15 protein-coding genes are annotated in these 16974 nt (G+C 57.2%); 3 read left to right on the top strand and 12 right to left on the bottom strand.

The window, feature by feature from the left end; genetic code table 11:
• Positions 1-4 precede the first annotated feature (4 nt).
• From OZX71_RS05990 to OZX71_RS06000, 3 genes are all read right to left on the bottom strand, one after another.
• The gene (locus OZX71_RS05990; protein ID WP_277159690.1) at positions 5-655 is read right to left on the bottom strand and encodes a single-stranded DNA-binding protein; all 651 of its coding nucleotides are present in this window, start codon (positions 653-655) and stop codon (positions 5-7) included.
• 608 nt (positions 656-1263) lie between these two features.
• On the bottom strand, positions 1264-2130 hold the full coding sequence (locus OZX71_RS05995) for a 3-hydroxyacyl-CoA dehydrogenase (RefSeq protein WP_277159691.1): 867 nt from the start codon (positions 2128-2130) through the stop codon (positions 1264-1266).
• A 263-nt stretch (positions 2131-2393) separates the two neighbouring features.
• On the bottom strand, positions 2394-4208 hold the full coding sequence (locus tag OZX71_RS06000) for a proline--tRNA ligase (RefSeq protein WP_277160673.1): 1815 nt from the start codon (positions 4206-4208) through the stop codon (positions 2394-2396).
• Between the two features lie 289 nt (positions 4209-4497).
• On the opposite strand from OZX71_RS06000, the gene OZX71_RS06005 reads away from it, so the two are divergent.
• Both OZX71_RS06005 and OZX71_RS06010 read left to right on the top strand, forming a co-directional pair.
• Entirely contained in the window at positions 4498-4701 is a 204-nt protein-coding gene (locus tag OZX71_RS06005; RefSeq protein WP_277159692.1) for a hypothetical protein, read from the top strand.
• Positions 4688-5065 carry an XRE family transcriptional regulator gene (locus tag OZX71_RS06010; protein ID WP_277146465.1) on the top strand — a complete coding sequence of 126 codons (378 nt, stop codon included), beginning with the start codon at positions 4688-4690 and terminating at the stop codon, positions 5063-5065. The genes OZX71_RS06005 and OZX71_RS06010 overlap by 14 nt, the downstream gene beginning before the upstream one ends.
• Positions 5066-5150: 85 nt before the next feature.
• Here OZX71_RS06010 and OZX71_RS06015 read toward each other — a convergent pair whose 3' ends face one another.
• The 8 genes from OZX71_RS06015 to rpmE all read right to left on the bottom strand — a co-directional run bounded on the left by OZX71_RS06015 (position 5151) and on the right by rpmE (position 14056).
• The gene (locus tag OZX71_RS06015) at positions 5151-6563 is read right to left on the bottom strand and encodes a PIF1 family DEAD/DEAH box helicase (protein ID WP_277159693.1); all 1413 of its coding nucleotides are present in this window, start codon (positions 6561-6563) and stop codon (positions 5151-5153) included.
• Positions 6564-6707: 144 nt separating this feature from the next.
• Complete coding sequence (orn, locus tag OZX71_RS06020; RefSeq protein ID WP_277146463.1) at positions 6708-7358, bottom strand: oligoribonuclease; 651 nt, start codon at positions 7356-7358, stop codon at positions 6708-6710.
• 493 nt (positions 7359-7851) lie between these two features.
• Complete coding sequence (gene guaB, locus OZX71_RS06025) at positions 7852-9402, bottom strand: IMP dehydrogenase (protein WP_277146462.1); 1551 nt, start codon at positions 9400-9402, stop codon at positions 7852-7854.
• A gap of 51 nt (positions 9403-9453) precedes the next feature.
• Positions 9454-10599, bottom strand: coding sequence for an MraY family glycosyltransferase (locus OZX71_RS06030; protein WP_277159694.1), 1146 nt, complete (start codon positions 10597-10599; stop codon positions 9454-9456).
• Positions 10596-11258: an L-threonylcarbamoyladenylate synthase gene (locus OZX71_RS06035; RefSeq protein ID WP_277159695.1), complete on the bottom strand. Its 663-nt coding sequence runs from the start codon at positions 11256-11258 to the stop codon at positions 10596-10598. The genes OZX71_RS06030 and OZX71_RS06035 overlap by 4 nt, the downstream gene beginning before the upstream one ends.
• 191 nt (positions 11259-11449) lie before the next feature.
• Positions 11450-12520: a peptide chain release factor N(5)-glutamine methyltransferase gene (gene prmC, locus OZX71_RS06040; protein ID WP_277159696.1), complete on the bottom strand. Its 1071-nt coding sequence runs from the start codon at positions 12518-12520 to the stop codon at positions 11450-11452.
• A 109-nt stretch (positions 12521-12629) separates the two neighbouring features.
• The gene (prfA, locus tag OZX71_RS06045) at positions 12630-13718 is read right to left on the bottom strand and encodes a peptide chain release factor 1 (protein ID WP_277159697.1); all 1089 of its coding nucleotides are present in this window, start codon (positions 13716-13718) and stop codon (positions 12630-12632) included.
• 125 nt (positions 13719-13843) lie between these two features.
• Positions 13844-14056, bottom strand: a complete 213-nt coding sequence (gene rpmE / locus OZX71_RS06050) for a 50S ribosomal protein L31 (RefSeq protein ID WP_277146457.1) — start codon at positions 14054-14056, stop codon at positions 13844-13846.
• Positions 14057-14366: 310 nt separating this feature from the next.
• Between rpmE and OZX71_RS06055 the strand changes: the two genes are divergently transcribed.
• Complete coding sequence (locus OZX71_RS06055; RefSeq protein ID WP_277146456.1) at positions 14367-14600, top strand: hypothetical protein; 234 nt, start codon at positions 14367-14369, stop codon at positions 14598-14600.
• A 66-nt stretch (positions 14601-14666) separates the two neighbouring features.
• Here the strand turns inward: OZX71_RS06055 and OZX71_RS06060 are convergent, their stop codons facing one another.
• Positions 14667-16973, bottom strand: a complete 2307-nt coding sequence (locus OZX71_RS06060; RefSeq protein WP_277159698.1) for a beta-galactosidase — start codon at positions 16971-16973, stop codon at positions 14667-14669.
• Position 16974 lies beyond the last annotated feature (1 nt).

Raw genomic sequence — 16974 nt, forward strand, 5'->3', positions numbered from 1 at the left:
AGCTCTATCCCACCGACGCCACCAACCGGTCGGCAGTTTCATGCCCTTCGAACACTTCGGTGGCATCCCAGGATTCGTCGTCGGTTTCATCGTCTGCGGCATGTTCATCGTGCTGAGCGTGATTCGCCGTCGGCCCACTGCCTGCCTCCGTATTTCCGCCCTCGCCAGAAGCACGATTCTGATTCTCTGCGGGAACATGGGCTTGCGATTCACCGCCTTCAGCCGCCGCATCCTCGGCTCGCTCCTGCTCCGCATTGAACGGGTCATGCCCGTTCCCCTGCTCTTTTGTGCCCGGTTTGACGCGCTGGAATACCGAAATGCCAAAACTCAGGTCATGACCTACGCTGGTCGCCTCCATGACCATTTTGCTGTGTCTCGTGCCGTCTCGGGTCCATTCCTCGGTCGCCAGATTGCCTGTGGCGATAACCGGATCACCCTTTTTGAGACTGGAAAGCACATTTTCAGCCAACTGGCGAAACACCTTGACGGTAATCCATGTCGTCGGCCTGTCCCGCCATTCATTGACCGCAGGATTGAAATATCGTGTCGTACAGCCGATTCTGAACGACACGGCAGCCGGACCTCCCGCCTTACCGAAACTTTGAGGGTTCGCACCCATGAATCCTGAAATCGTCACCGTACCTTGCTGTGTCATCGACTCTGCTCCTTTGAAAAACGTCTGCCTGTTTGTGGACTGCGGAGCCCGCCAGACGGCCTATGAGATTCACACACGTTCGCGATTGAGCCCCAGCGCTGAAACGGCCATCGACGAACCCCGCGGTTCTTCCAGTATGAGGGTAGGAACCAAGGATTTTCAAGCCGAAACGGGCACTGTGGTCGAATGCCCGGGGTTCCGGCGTGTTGTGGATGCAATGTGGACGAACAAGCCGCTATCCACCGCAAAATCCGAAATGTGCATAACAAAAGCAGGCGCAAACCCATCGTCGGAAAAACGAGATAACAATAAGAGGATCAGAAACAGGAATATCAAAACGCCGAATAACGAACCGAAAATAGCAGCATATAACCAATAATGGAGCCGCAAAGCCCTCCTCTCCCCTATGCAAATCACTACGGCGAATACGGCCAACCACACAAAGAAGGTTGGCGGCGTCGCATACCAATCAGTACGCAGCGCCGCCAACCTTCTTGAAGGCATCGATCACTTTACTTTCCATCCGCGTCATTCAGCGTCACAAGCGCAGAAAAACGCCGTTTGTTCGGCCCTGCCAAGCAAACGTATGGCGAAAGTGACGGAATCACTCACTCATAGTCATAGAAACCGTGGCCGGTGGACTTGCCCAGCTTACCCTTGTCGATGTAGTCCTTCTTGATGCGTTCCGCGAACTCGCGCTGCACCGGATCCTTGCTGTCCTTCGAGAGGTTGTAGGGCGTCATCATGCCGACGGTGTCGTAGATCTGGAACGGGCCGGAAGGCGCGCCGGTGGCGATTCGCCAGGTCTTGTCGATATCCTCGGCCGAAGCCACGCCACGCACCCACAGGTCGGCGGCCGCGTTGAGCAGCGGCACCAACAGCGAGTTGAGCAGATAGCCCGGCTGTTCCTTCATCACACGAATCGGCACCATGCCGATCTCCTCGGCGAACTTGGCGACCTGCTCGAAGACGGCGGGATCGGTCTTCGGCTGGGCCATGACCTCGCCGGTGTTGAATTTCCAGATCTCGTTGGCGAAGTGCAGGCTCATGAACTTCTGCGGACGGTCGGTGAACGGCGCGATCTTGCTCGGCAGCAACGTCGAGGAGTTGGTGCAGAAGATCGTCTTGGCCGGCGCATATTCGCTGACCTTCTCCCATGTGCTCTGCTTGATGTCAAGACGCTCGGGAATGGCCTCGATGATGATGTCGGCATCCTTGACTGCGTCCTTCAGGTCGGCAGTGGCACGAATACGCGAAACGGCCGCGTCGAGCTTCTCGTCGGTGGCATCGGAGATATCACGCTTGTACTGCTTCTTCAAGTATTCCCAACGCTGTGGGAGCTTAGCCAAGATCTCGTCGCTGATATCGTAGGCGACCACGTCCTTGCCCTTATACGCTGACTGGAAAATAATCTGTGAGCCCAAGACACCTGTACCCAAAACCGTAAGATTCTGCATCGATTGTTCTTCTTTCATTATTGCCGCCGCGCTTGCCACACAACCATCCGCAACGACCTGCGTACGCCGGAGCGGCACTGAACTACGGTGGCACCCCGAACCTTACCTACTCAAATATTCATAAAATGTGGCCTAAATCACATTATACTCATCATGCGGATAGTAATAGGACGATTCCGGCATGGTCCGAACCGTTCCTTAAACTTCTCGTCGCCGAAAACGACATGTGGCCGCCTTCGCAATAGAAGACGGCCACATCAGCTTTGGCAACGCTCTACGATTCAGAGCATCGCTTCGTAACGCTGCGCCAGAGTCTCGGCGGCTTTGTCCGCCGGAACCTTCACCGCGTTCTCGCCGTTGCGATCACGCACCTCGATGGTGCCGTCGTTCAAGAAGTCGCGGCCGACCACGGCCACCAGCGGCACACCGAGCAGCTCGGCATCCTTGAACTTGACGCCGGGCGAGACCTTCTTGCGGTCGTCGTAGATGACCTCAAGACCCTTGGCCTCAAGCTCTTCGACCAGCTTCTCGGCGCCACCGAACGCCTCGTCCTTCTTGCCCGTGGCCACAACGTGCACCGCGGCAGGAGCGATGTTGACCGGCCAGGCCAGGCCCTTCTCGTCGTGATGGGTCTCGGCGATGCATGCCATGACGCGCGAGACGCCGATGCCATAGCTGCCCATCCACACCGGAACCGCTTTGCCGTTCTGGTTCAGGACCTTCAGACCCAACGCCTCGGAATACTTGAGACCGAGCTGGAAGACCTGTCCGATCTCCACGCCACGCTCGAAGCTTAAGGGGCCAGAGCCGTCGGGGCTCATATCGCCGTCACGCACCTCGGTCGCCTCGACGGTGCCGTCGGCCTTGAAGTCGCGGCCGTAGACCATGTCGAAGGCATCAACGCCAGCCTTGTCGCCGCCGGTGACCCACGCGGAACCTTGCGCGATATGCGCGTCGACCAAGTAACGCACCGGGTCCTTGATGGCGGAGCCCTCGACGCGCGCCTGCGGGCCGAGCACGTTCGGACCGATATAGCCCTTGACCAGTTCCGGATGCGCCTTGAGGTCGGCCTCGTTGGCCTCCTCGATCTCGGCAGGGGCGAACTGCGCCTCCAGCCTCTTCATATCGACCTGGCGGTCGCCGGGCAGCGCCACGACCACGACCTCGCGCCACGGCTTGCGATGCTCTTCGTTCTCGTCATCGGGTTCGCCCGGGTGCTTGACCGCGATGACCACGTTCTTCAGCATATCGGTGGCGGCCCACTCGCGGCCATCCTTGCGCGGATACAGCTTGTTGCATTGCGCGACCATCTCGTCGACGCTGCCCGCCTCAGGCAGATCCTTCAAGCTCATCGCCGGGGTCTTGGAACAGTCCACGGCCGGCACTTCGGGAGTCGTCAGCGCCTCGACGTTCCACGCCTTACCGCTCGGCGCCTTGGCGAAGGTGTCCTCGCCGATAGCCATCGGGGAAAGGAACTCCTGCGATTCGAAACCGCCCATAGGCCCGGAAACCGCGTGGACCATGATGTAGCCGAGATCGAGGCGCTGGAAGATACGCTCGTAGGCGTCGCGCTCCTCGACGTAGGCCTTCTTCAACCCGTCCTCGTCGATGGTGAAGGAATAGCCGTCCTCCATGATGAACTCACGGCCGCGCACGAGGCCTGCGCGCGGACGGAACTCGTCGCGGTACTTGGTCTGGATCTGATAGAGGGTGACCGGCAGGTCCTTGTATGAGGAATACATGTCCTTCACCAGCAGGGTGAACATTTCCTCATGGGTCGGGGCCAGCAGATAATCGGCTTCGTGGCGATCCTTCAAGCGGAAGATGTTCTCGCCATATTCCTCCCAGCGGTGCGTGGCCTCGTACGGCTCTTTGGGCAGCAGGGCCGGGAAATGGACTTCCTGACCGCCGATGCCGTCGACCTCCTCGCGGACCACAGCCTCGATTTTATTGAGAACTTTCAGACCCAGCGGCAGCCAGGTCCAGATGCCGGGCGCAGCCTTGCGGATATAGCCCGCACGTTGGAGCAAACGAGCCGAATCAACGTCGGCGTCGGCGGGGTCCTCGCGCAGCGTGCGCAGGAACATGGTGGACATACGAAGTGCTTTTGTCATGGTTCCTAAATTATTCGCGCGAGCCGACATTGGCGGCGGTAAAAAACAAATGTGGATAAGCGCCCAACCATGCACATTCCATCCACAACACACCGAAACCCCGAGCATTCGACCACAGTGTCCGTTCAAGCTTGCATTGTTTAGCATTCAGACTTTAGCGTAAATGATACGCAATCGACGAATTCGACGTTCATTCCCCAATAAACCGAAGTAAGCAAAAATGAAAAACAATAGATATTGAATTGAAATATCAATAGATAAGGAATATAATGTGAAACGCAAGAAGTTGGAAAGAGAATTACGGGGGCTCGCTCGCGAACACTGTCTCGATATCGCATTCCACGAAGGCGGCAATCATACGATCGTGTCTATCGGAAGCGTTCAAAGCACAATCCCCCGCCATCGCGAAATCAATGAAATCACGGCAAACGAAGTCAACAGATATTTCGAAAGGAATTTGAATGGTCAACAGTGAAGTCACCGCCATCGCGACACGTTCCGGCAAATGGTGGGCCATCGAAGTTCCGCAACGGCCAGGATTGTTCACCCAAGTCAAACGGCTCGACCAGGTTGATGCCATGGTTCACGACGCCGCGAAATCGCTCGGAAAACCGGTCGGTGCGGTTCATCTTGAAATCCGGCTCGGCGACGCGCAGGATGATGAGATGATCAGTGAGTTACGTGAGGCTCGAGACGAGGCGGCAAAGGCGCAGGAAAGGGCTTCAACCCTCACTCGCCATACCATCGCCTCATTACGCAAACGCGGCTTCAAACTTGCGGATATCGCCCGAATCATCGGGTTGACTATCCAACGGGTCAGCGCGTTGCAGTATTCGTGAATCCTCTACTGAAACAAATAGCGCACGCTTAGGCAAAGCAGCAAGTCCGGATCAGACAGAAAATAGTCATAACCTCTGATTTCGGCTAGAACAGCTCGTCCTGGGCGAATTCGTCCTCGTCGGCCGGCAGCTGGCCAGCAGCTTGCTTGGTGAAGGCAACGCTGCCCTCGTCGGCGAGGCGGGCACAGGCGGCCTTGGAATTGTCGCGCAGCTTGCCGTCAAGAAGGACGGCATCGGGAGAGACCAGGAACGCGCGTTCGCTGATGTCGTCGAGATAGAGCCCATCGAGATTCTCCACACGTGAGAGCGCGACATAGCCCATGCCCGGCGCGAAGGTGCGGCGCAGGTTCATCACGGCACGGTCGAGGGTCATGCCCTGTGACTTGTGGATGGTGATGGCCCACGCGCAGCGCAATGGAACCTGCTTGACGCTGGCCAGTATGGTTTCGCCGTCCATCATGTCCCACGAAGCCTGCTTCATGGTCACGGTGTTGCCGTTTTCGAAAGCGACGATAGGCCAACCGCCCTTGGCCTGCGAGACGAATCCTTCGACTTTGCCGATCGAACCGTTGACATACTGATGATCGGTGTCATTGCGTAAGGCCATCACGGCCGCGCCCGTCTTGAGCTCAAGCTTTTCAGGAGCGAGCATATTCTTTTTGAGCCGTTTGACCAAGTCCGCCGGCCCTGCCGACTCGGCAACATATTCGTGGGTTTCATCGTGAATCTGCGAAAGCCTCAGGTCGTTCAACGTGTCGGCCTGCTTGTTGACAGGGAACAGATGAACGGCCACTTCCCCCGCGGCCGGCGATTTGCCCATGCGCCCGGCAAGCACATCGTGGTCTTCCTGGGTCACGCTGCCTTCGCGGATATCGGTAAGGACGGTGAGCAATTGGCCATCGTCCTGACGGTGCTGTTCGGTGAGATAGCAGACCACTGGGTTAAGTTCGTCCCAGACCAGCGATTCGGTGACGAAGCCATCGGCGTCCTTGCCTGCATCGGCATACCGCTGACGGGACATGAGGAATTCGGGGCTCGGCGGCACGTCATCGCGTCTGAACGATTTCTTGACCGGCGGCAGCTGGAAGAAATCACCGGAAAGCACGACCTGCAGGCCGCCGAACGGCTCGGGGCTGTGGCGCAACGCCCGGCAGACGTCGTCGACCATGTCGAAAAGCCACGCGGGCAGCATGGAAACCTCATCGATGACGAGGATATCGGCTGCCTCGATCTTGCGCTTGCGGCGCGAGCGAATCCGCTTCATCAGCGTCTCGGTCATCACCTGCGAGACGCCAACGCCGGACCATGAATGGATGGTCTGACCGTTGATGTGCGTGGCGGCGATGCCGGTGGAGGCGGTGACGGCGACAGAAGCACCATGGGCACGGGCGGCGCGGATGAACTCGTTCAAGACGTAGGTCTTGCCGGCACCTGGCGCACCGGTGATGAACGCGTTCGCCCCCGCGCCGAGAATCGTCAGCGCCTCCGCCTGCTTCATGCCGTTCCCACTTCCTTATTCAGGTTGCGATGAAAATCAGCGAATCCATGCGATAATCCTGATTTTCATCGCTTCATCGTTTTGAGTTGCGATGAAAATCACCGAAAACCGATCTAAACACTGATTTTCATCGCAGATGCCGCATCACTCGGCGTTGAGGCTCGTTTCCACAATGTGCTTGCAAATGGCCTTGGCCTGTGCCTCGTCCGGGCCGGGAACCGGGGCCATAAAGGCCTCGCGGTAGTAGCGCAGCTCGTCGAGCGACTCGATAATATCGGCGAGGGCGCGGTGGCCGCCGTTCTTGGGCGGACGGTTCACATAAACCGCCGGGTACCAGCGACGGGCCAGCTCCTTGATGGTGCTGACGTCGATGCTGCGATAGTGCAAATGGCTCATGAAGTTCGGCATGAAGTGGTCGAGGTACTTCTTGTCGCTGCCGATGGTGTTGCCGGCAAGCAGCGGCTTGACCCCGTCCGGCGTGAAGCGGGCGACGTACTCGGTGATCTTCTTTTCGGCATCGGCAAGGCTCAGGCCATGCTCCCATTCCTTGATCAGCCCAGAGCGGGTGTGCATCGCGCGCACGAAGTCGCCCATGTGGTCGACGGCCTTCTGCGAGGGCTTGATGACGTAGTCCACGCCTTCGTCGAGCACGTTCAGATTGAAATCGGTCGGCACCACGGAGACCTCGACCAGCTCGTCGCCGCCGAAGATATCGAGGCCGGTCATCTCGCAGTCGATCCAGATCAGCCGCGACCCCTCGGCCGTATACGTCTCGTCATCCTGAGCATTCACCATAATTCGTTCCCCTTTTATCTTTGACCACAGAACACTACAGATTATCTCACATGTGTGACGGCGTTAATGATTATTAAAAAACTAACTGACGTGGTTGGGCGGGGATATACAATGCTGAGGCACCCTCCAGGCCGGTAGGCCAAGCTTTACGCCACAGCATTGTATATCCCCGCCCAACCACTCAACCTTAAATTGTTTTTATTCGCTTCTTAGCCGAGCCCCGAACGCCATAATCTTTTAATAACACCATACCATTCGGTTGCTTTACCACTTTCCCGTTGAGTGCTTGGGGCTGGGATATGCGATGTCAGACCGTAAAGACTCGGCCTGTGCAAAATCGAAGATTTTGCCTTCGTGCTCTTGGCGAGCACTCACTTCGCCTACGGCCAATCCACTGGATTGGCCGCTTAACGGCTCAGCCCGGAGCGTGTCGGACATCGTATATCCCAGCCCCAAGCACGTCAGTTGGTCTAACTGGAATCAGATTTGAAACTCAGTCATTGTGGAAACCGCTGTAGTTCGGGGCTTCGGCGGTCATCACGATGTCGTGCGGGTGCGATTCGCGCAGTCCGGCGTCGGTGATGCGCACGAAGCGGCCCTTCTCGGCCATCTCCTTGATATTGTGCGCGCCAATGTAGAACATCGACTGGTGCAGACCGCCGATGAGCTGGTAGAGCACCGCGTTCAGGGAACCGCGATACGGCACCTCGCCTTCGACGCCCTCCGGGATGACCTTGTCGTTGCTGGTGACGTCGGCCTGGAAGTAGCGGTCCTTGGAGTAGGACTTCTTGCCACGCGGGGCCATCGCGCCCAGCGAGCCCATGCCGCGGTAGAGCTTGTACTGCTTGCCGTGCAGGAAGACCTTCTCGCCTGGGGTCTCGTCGCAGCCGGCGAGCGCGCCGCCGAGCATGACCGTCGAGGCGCCTGCCACAAGGGCCTTGGCGATGTCGCCGGAATAGTGGATGCCACCGTCGGCGATGCAGGGCACGCCGGCCGCACGGCAGACCTGGGCCGCGTCATAGACGGCGGTGAGCTGCGGAACGCCGACGCCCGCGACTACACGCGTGGTGCAGATGGAGCCGGGGCCGACGCCGACCTTGACCGCGTCCACACCCGCGTCGATCATGGCCTGCGCGCCGGAGGCGGTCGCCACATTGCCGCCGATGATCTGCACACCGTTGAAGGCGCGGTCGGACTTGAGCCTCTTGATCATGTCGAGTGCCAGATGGGCCTCGCCGTTGGCGGTATCGACGACGAGCACGTCGACACCAGCCTCCATCAGAGCGCTGGCGCGTTGCCACGCGTCACCCAAGAAGCCGATGCCTGCGGCCACACGCAGACGTCCTTGGTCGTCCTTGGTGGCGTCCGGGTACTGCTCGGTTTTCACGAAGTCCTTGACGGTGATCAGACCGGCGAGCTTGCCGTCCTTGTCGACCAACGGCAGCTTCTCGACCTTGTGACGCGCAAGCAGGTCGTGGGCGTCTTCACGTGAGATGTTCGCCGGTCCGGTAATCAGCCCGTCCTTGGTCATCACATCACGAACCTTGAGCTTGTCGTAATCCGAGGGAGCGATGAAACGCATGTCGCGGTTGGTGATGATACCGAGCAACCTGTTGTCGCTGTCGACGACGGGCAGGCCCGAAATATGGAAACGGCCACACAGCTTGTCGAGATCGGCAAGGGTGGCCTCAGGGTTGACGGTGAGCGGATCGGTGATCATACCCGACTCACTGCGCTTGACGATATCGACCTGCGAGGCCTGATCGTCGATGGAAAGGTTGCGGTGCAGCACGCCGATGCCGCCGTTTCGTGCCATGGCGATGGCCATGTCGGATTCGGTGACCGTGTCCATGGCTGCCGAGATGGCGGGAACCTTCATGGTGATTTCGCGGGTCAGATGCGTTGTCGTATCGACCTGTGAGGGAATGACATCAGTCTCGTTGGGAAGCAACAAGACATCGTCATATGCCAGACCCATCTTCGCAAAGATAGGAGGTAGAGGATTGTAGGATGACTGGATATCAGATTGTGAGTTAATAGCCATATCACAACTATATGGGCGCGGGCTGACGAGCGCCGACATTGGTTGCGATTACTACTGTTTTCGGTGGTGTCGCGCGTTTCGTACGTCCAGACCCTCTTCTTTTTGTAATTCAAGCCACCGTCGCATCAGATACGGCGACAGCGTGCAAATCGTCAGGATCACGGCCGCGACAACCATGCCGATAGCCACATACTGCCATTTAAAGAACAAGATCATGATCGAACCAAAGGAAATCAGCGCCGCCCATCCCCACAAAATCAGCACGGCACCTTGAACGCTGTGACCGATACGCAGCATGCGGTGATGCAGATGCATACGATCGGGGTGCATCGGCGACTGACCTTTGCTCAGGCGGCGGACGATGGCCAGGCACATGTCGAGCACGGGCAGGAACAGCACCAGAATCGGCAGCAGAATCGGCATGAACGCAGGCAAGTAGAGGCTGGTGTGCACCGAAGCCGGGTCGAGATGGCCGGTCATGATAATCGAGGCGCAGGTGATCATATAGCCCAGCAGCATTGAACCGGAGTCCCCCATAAAGAGTTTCGCCGGATGCCAGTTATGGAGCAAAAAGCCGACACAGATGCCGACCAAAGCCACGTCAAGCAGGGTGGCCATCGAGGCGTAGCTGGGTGTGGCCCGCGCGATGACGTAGGAATAAATCGCGAACGCGATGCCGCCGATGGCGACGATGCCGGAAGAGAGACCGTCAAGGCCGTCGACAAAGTTGACTGCGTTGATCGAGGCGACGATGAGAAAAGCCGTAATGGCCATGGAAATGCTCGGCGAGGCCGTGACCAGAGAGCCGAACGGCAGGAAGATGATCTGCACACCGCCCCACGCGACGAACACGGAAATCAGGAGCTGACCGGCCAGTTTGAGCATCCAATCCAGATCCCACAGATCGTCCGCCACCCCCAGCAGGCAGATCATCACCGCGCCGGCGAGGACGACCCAAGCCTGATACGAGCCGACGAAAAGGCCTGAAATGAAGGGCATCTTACTGGCGAACACAATCGAGACCACCAGCCCAATCAGCATCGCCACTCCACCCATACGCGGGGTCGGCACCTTATGCACGTCACGGGCGCGGACCTCTCCCACCGCTCCGACTTCTATGGCAAGATGACGGACCAGAGGGGTGACCAGCCATGTGGCCCCTCCCGCAATCGCGGCGATGAACAGGTAGACTCTCATGCGTTGGGGCTCCCGCTTTCGGCGTCTTGGAGCGCGGCACGCACCTGCGCCACGCTGATGACTCCCTCACGAACAATCGAAATCCCGTCACGCTCGTTTGGATCGGCGGCAACCACCGTGCTCGCGACATGGCTCGTGGTGGGACCTCCGTCAAGATAGAGGTCGACGTCGTCACCGAGCGCCGCAACGGCTTCCTCAACCGTCTGCGGGCTTTGGCCGCCGCTGCGGTTCGCGCTGGAACAGGCCAAAGGCCCGACGGCACGTAACGTCTTGAGGCAGGCCGCGGAATCGGGCACACGCACGGCCTGGGTCTTGCTGCCGTTCAGCTCGTCACGCAACGTGACCAGTTTCGAGCCGGCTAAAGCCACGGCGATCGGCGAAAACGGACCGGGCAGAAAAGCCTTGGCAAGTCGGTCAAGCGGCACCGGAAGATGGAGATCAAGCCCTTTCAAATCATCGACCGAGGAGAGCAACACCTGCAACGCCTTGCTGCGCGGACGACGCTTCGCCTCATAGATGCGGCTTACGGCCTCGGCACTGAACGGGCTGGCGGCAACGCCGTAGACGGTGTCGGTCGGCAATACGACGAGCCCCCCATCGTTGACGATCTTGGCCGCCAAAGCCAGGGATTCTTCATCAATCGCACGCACGTCGCTCATATTGCCTCCAACACAAAGTATGCCTTCATTGCATCATTGCGCCCCGACTTCACCGAGCAGAACCATAGAACCGTTACCAATCCTCACATATCCGTCAGTCAGTCTTGTCTTACCGGTTGGCAGATACCGCCGAATCGCCCTTCGTCAATGCGCCAATATTGCAATACAGCTCGGCGAGCAGATGAAGAAAACTATCCCTTGACGGCAAAAAGATAACGCGGCCTACCGGTAAGATCATCACCCGTATGCGCCGTGCGGAAACCGTGGGCCATGGCGAAATCGGCCAGCAGACGCGCCTGCGAGATGTCGTGCTCCATCACCAGCGCCCCGCCGCTGCGCAAGAGCTTCGACGCACGAAGAATGATCCGTTCCGGGATATAGGTGCCGTCGGCCGAACCGCCGTAAAGTGCCATCTGCGGGTCATGGTCGCGCACTTCCGGCTGCTGCGGGATCTGGGAGGACGGGACGTAAGGCGGGTTGGTGACCACGGCGTCGATCGTTCCGTCCAATCGCGCCAGCATCATGGCGTTCGTTGCGTCGGCATGGAAGAGATGATAGTGGTAACCGGCCAGCGAATGGTCTTTGAACACCTTCTGCTGGTTGCGTTTTGTCCATTTCAGGGCTTCTTCGCTCATCTCTACCGCCCAGACCTCGCTGCCGCTCAGCTCCGTGACCAGCGAAAGTCCGATCGCCCCGCTTCCCGCGCACAAATCGACCAGACGGCTGGGCTTGATATGGTTGCGCACCAGCCAGTCGATGGCGGCCTGCACCACGGTCTCGGTTTCAGGGCGCGGGATGAAGACACCGGGGCCGACGTCCAGATCGAGGTATCGGAACGGGGCGTGGCCGACGATATATTGCAGCGGCTCGCGCTGTTTACGCCGCGCGAGCATCACGACGAAACGACGGACGGCCGCATCGTCGGCCTCGGCCTGTCGATCTCCCGCGTCTTGGGCGTCACGATTATCGGCGGATTCGTTCTGCTGAAGCGCTTTGTCGTTTTCGCCGTTCTTCGAATCACCGTCAATTCGTATTACATCTGGATTGCCGGACGTTCCCGTTTCGGTATCCGACTTGGCCACGCTGTGCAACGGCATATCCAACAAGATCGATTTCTCGACGTCGCCTGGCTTGACCCCAAACGCCTCGGCCAGCAATAATTTGGCATCGTTGCGAGGCGTTTCCACGCCGGCCTTGCCCAGCTCCTCGCTGGCCAGCCGAATCATGGCATCAGTATCACGTTTTGCCTGCGTATCCGCCATTTTCGCCCCTTCATTGCCGCTCGCACGATTCACCGTGTACCTGTGGTTCATTAGACAATCAAGCCTTGTGCGCAAGTCTGCCACGATGGCAAGTCAACGGCGTATTGACTCAGTCCGTCTTGGCCAACCGCGCGGCCTCGTCGGCCTGGATGTCGCTGTCGATGACGGCCTGCAGGTCGCCGTCGAGCACCTGGTCGAGGTTGTAGGCCTTGTAGTTGGTGCGGTGGTCGACGATACGGTTTTCAGGGAAATTGTAGGTGCGGATACGTTCGGAACGGTCGAGCGAGCGGACCTGCGAATGGCGCATATCCGCCGCCTCCTCGGCTTCCTTCTCGTGTTTCATCGCCAACAGGCGCGATTTCAGGACACGCAGGGCGGCCGCACGGTTCTGAATCTGCGACTTCTCGTCCTGCATGCTCACCACGATGCCGGTGGGGATATGGGTCATACGCACCGCGGAATACGTGGTGTTCACGGACTGGCCACCGGGGCCGGAGCTCATGAAAATGTCGATTTTGAGGTCTTTGGGATCGATCTCGATCTCATCGTCGTCCTCATCGGCCTCCGGGAAGACGATGACACCGGCCGCCGAGGTCTGGATGCGCCCCTGCGATTCGGTGACGGGGATGCGCTGCACGCGGTGCACGCCGCCCTCGTATTTGAGACTCGCCCACACGCCATCTTCGGGCGCCGGGTTGCCTTTGGCACGGATGGCGACCTGCACATCCTTCACGCCGCCAAGCTCGGTGCTGTTCTCGCTTTGGATGGTGGTCGACCAGCCGCGTTTTTCGGCATAACGCGTGTACATGCGCAACAGGTCGCCGGCGAACAGCGCGGCCTCTTCCCCGCCGGTGCCGGCCTTGATCTCCATGATGGTATCGCGAACATCGTCGGGATCGCGCGGAATCAGTGCACCACGCAGCTTCTCTTCGGCTTGGGGAACCAAGGCTTCGAGCCGTTTGGCCTCATCGGCGAAGTCGGCGTCCTCTTTAGCCATTTCCTTGGCGGCTTCGGCATCCTCTTTGGCGTGCTGCCAGGCACGATAAGCTTCGACGATGCTGCCCAACTGGGCATGGCGACGCCCCAACTTGCGAATCGCCTTGGGGTCGGAGGCGACCTCGGGCTGGCTCATCTGCCGCTCGATGTCCAGGTATTCCTCCAACGCGCTTTGCGCCGCCGGGAATTGCTCGTCTGCCATGCAAAAGTCCTTTGATACACTATTCGGAATAGTAACGATTATCTATACAGCAATTGGGTATGAAAAACGCCAGCCCGGATCCGGGTCCGCAAACCCGAACCAGCGTGGCTGGCGAATGAAGAATGCTACTTGGTCTTCTTGCCGTAGCGCTTCTCGAAGCGGGCGACGCGGCCGCCGGTATCGAGAATCTTCTGCTTGCCCGTGTAGAACGGGTGGCAGTTTGCGCACACATCAACCGTCATGTGATCGCCCTTGGCGGTGCTACGCGTGACGAAAGTATTGCCGCAAGAGCAGGTGACCTGCACTGCGTGATAATCGGGATGAATACCCTGCTTCATAATGTCTCCTAAGGAATTCAGGTGACCCGGGTCGCCTAACCCCAATGGCCAGACGTGAACCGGAACTTTGATATTCTATCAGCGAGCATTGACTTGGTTCGTTCTCAATCTGCCAAAACACAGGTGAGAAAAAGAACAATCTGAGTCATACGACGCCTGAAATGTACAACAATTATCGACAGCCTTTCATCCCGATTTCGTCTTTGGGCTGATTGCCGACCTTTATAACACGCCGTAAATTCGACCGTATGCCCGTCGGATTCCCTTGATACTTTGATGCTATCAACAAATCCACGCAAAGGAGCCAGAAATGACCGATATGCTGTATTTTGAAACGCACGGCAAAACCCACACGATGTATCTCCCCAGCCACGAACGTGCCCTGGAGATCGAAGCCGACATCATGGCCAACCCGTCCGGCATATTCCCCATCGAAATTGTCGTCGGCAAAAAGACCTATACGCTCTACATCAATCCCAAGGAATGGAGCTATTGGCAGTTCCTCGAGACAAAAGGCGGGTTCAAGGTCGCGCCAAGCTACTGAGAAACGGATGGCGATACACCGCAGGCACGGCGGTTTCATGCAAACATCCTCCATGCGCCGGTCACACTACTTACCCGGCAGGCGATATACGGATCGGTAGATGGGCTTGAGCGCTACACCGATCAAATCCGCGACCTCTTCCTCGACATGTTCGGAGCGTGCGGCCATCGCGGATTGGGCATTGACCGATAATCCTTTTTTCAAAGGCGTTATCGTCAGTACGAGTTGGTTATGGTTGGATTCAAGCAATGAAACGTAATCCTTAAGACTGACCTCCCACAAATCTCCATTGGCAAAGTTGTCGTCAACCAATGTATCACCACACCAAAGCCAGCCAACATCTCCACGATATCGAATTATCAACCGCAGATCCGCGATTTCTTCGCTTTGCCGACAACTGGACACAGTGATGACATAACGCGTGTTGCTTTTCCGATTCACGACAACCCTGTCAGCCAACCCGTCAAGACGCTCGGAAGACCTCTCTGCAATGATTTCGTTCAAAGAACCTTCAGACAACACCTGTATCGAGGGATTCCTATACGTCGATTCCGCAACAATCCTTCCCCGATACGGGTAGATTACCGTTGCATCGTTGACGATTGTGGAGCCATCTTCGGCCACAGAATCACAGGCATCTTCAAATACCAGCAAATCGCCATCACCGACGTTCATTCCTTCGGCAACGGCACGTGTCACACACAGTATCGATACCTGTGAAGCACCATTTGAAATCTCAAAACGCTGAATCGCGGGTTCGCTGTCGCAATGAACGGTTTTTCCGTCACTGAAACGGAACCAGCAATCTTTCATGCCTTCAGGACGAAGGAAAACAAACGTGGGCTTTTCTTCGAACCCGGAGTGAACGACGGTAACAGGTTGGGCGGTGGCAGCCACCAATTTGACACCATCCAAATCCATGTTGAATGGCAGAATGCAGTTTTCTCCCGAGGCAAGACCGATATGCTCAAAAGTGACGGTTGATCCATCAGCAAGAGCAAGCCTGATGTTTTCGTCTTTGACAGGATCCATCCGGGCATGATCTTGGAAGTTATCGATGTAGACAAAGCCTCTGTAACCATCAGTGCGCAAAGACCACCGCAATGATTCCATATCATCTTGCCGAATCGAGTACTGATCCGAAGGAATCACCGTCTGCAGAGGGCAAAGTTCATCAGCAAATGCCTGAGCAAAATAATGTAACGGCTTCAGACGTCGATAAGATTCGCGTACCTGTCCGAAAGCTCCCAACGGAGCCTGGAAATCGTAGGAAACTTTCGGAACCTGACTTTCATTGAGATACACATTATTATCAACCGGATTCGAACCGCCGTGGTACATGTAGTACCCGAGGAAATTGCATCCCGACCCCATCTTTACATTCGCCAGGGCATCAACGGATTTCATTGGCAAAATGAATCTGTACTTATACGAGCTGAACATGCCACCACCCATTTCACAACAGGCATAGGGCATGGTTCCGGGATCATAGGACGGGTCAAATTCCTCACCACGCGGACAATCAGGCGAATGATAGTCACGGTATAGATATTCATCGGTCAATGGATGTTCGCCGACCGTCTTGTAAAACAACCAAGGCCGATACGGATATCCTCCCCACAAGGGTAAGGCGCTTTTGGGAGCCGGCGAACCTCCCCAGCCCGTCGAGGTATAGAAAGGAACATCGATTCCCTCTTCTTCAGCTATGGCTTGTAACGCCTTGATGTAATCAGCTCCATCAGCGCCAACGGGAACCCATTCGTCCGATATTCCCGTCGTCAGCTCCCAGGGAGCACCAGAGTGCATATATTCATTATCAAGCTGAGCGGCAATGATGGGACCGCCATCCTTGAAATACAATCCTTCCAATTGCAGAGCAATATGCCGATATAGATCCCGCACCTCTTCAAGAAAGCCTTGATCAGTTGAACGGACTGCATATGGCTTGCCATAAAGCCAATCCGGAAGGCCGCCGTTGCGCACTTCTCCATGACAAAACGGTCCCAGCCGAACAATCACTTTGAGCCCGTGTGAACCGCAAAGTTCGACAAAATGCCGTAAATCGCGCCTTCCCGAAAAATCCCATTCATGATGGTGCTCTTCATGGTGATTCCAAAAGATATAGGTGGAGACAATATTGATGCCTCCTGCTGCCATTTTTGCCAACTCCCTGTCCCATCGTTCTTCAGGAAGACGAGAGTAATGGCACTCTCCGCAAATCGCGAAGAAGGGTTTACCGTTAACAGTCATATAGCCGTTGGTAAAACCTATGGAGCAACCATCCGGAGCGGTATCATATCCGCTTCGCGCCAATTGCAATGCAACGATGGGATTCGGTTCAAACCCACTCAGGTCATGAAAATGGATACTCATA

Source organism: Bifidobacterium sp. ESL0764 (assembly GCF_029395515.1).
Lineage (GTDB): Bacteria > Actinomycetota > Actinomycetes > Actinomycetales > Bifidobacteriaceae > Bifidobacterium.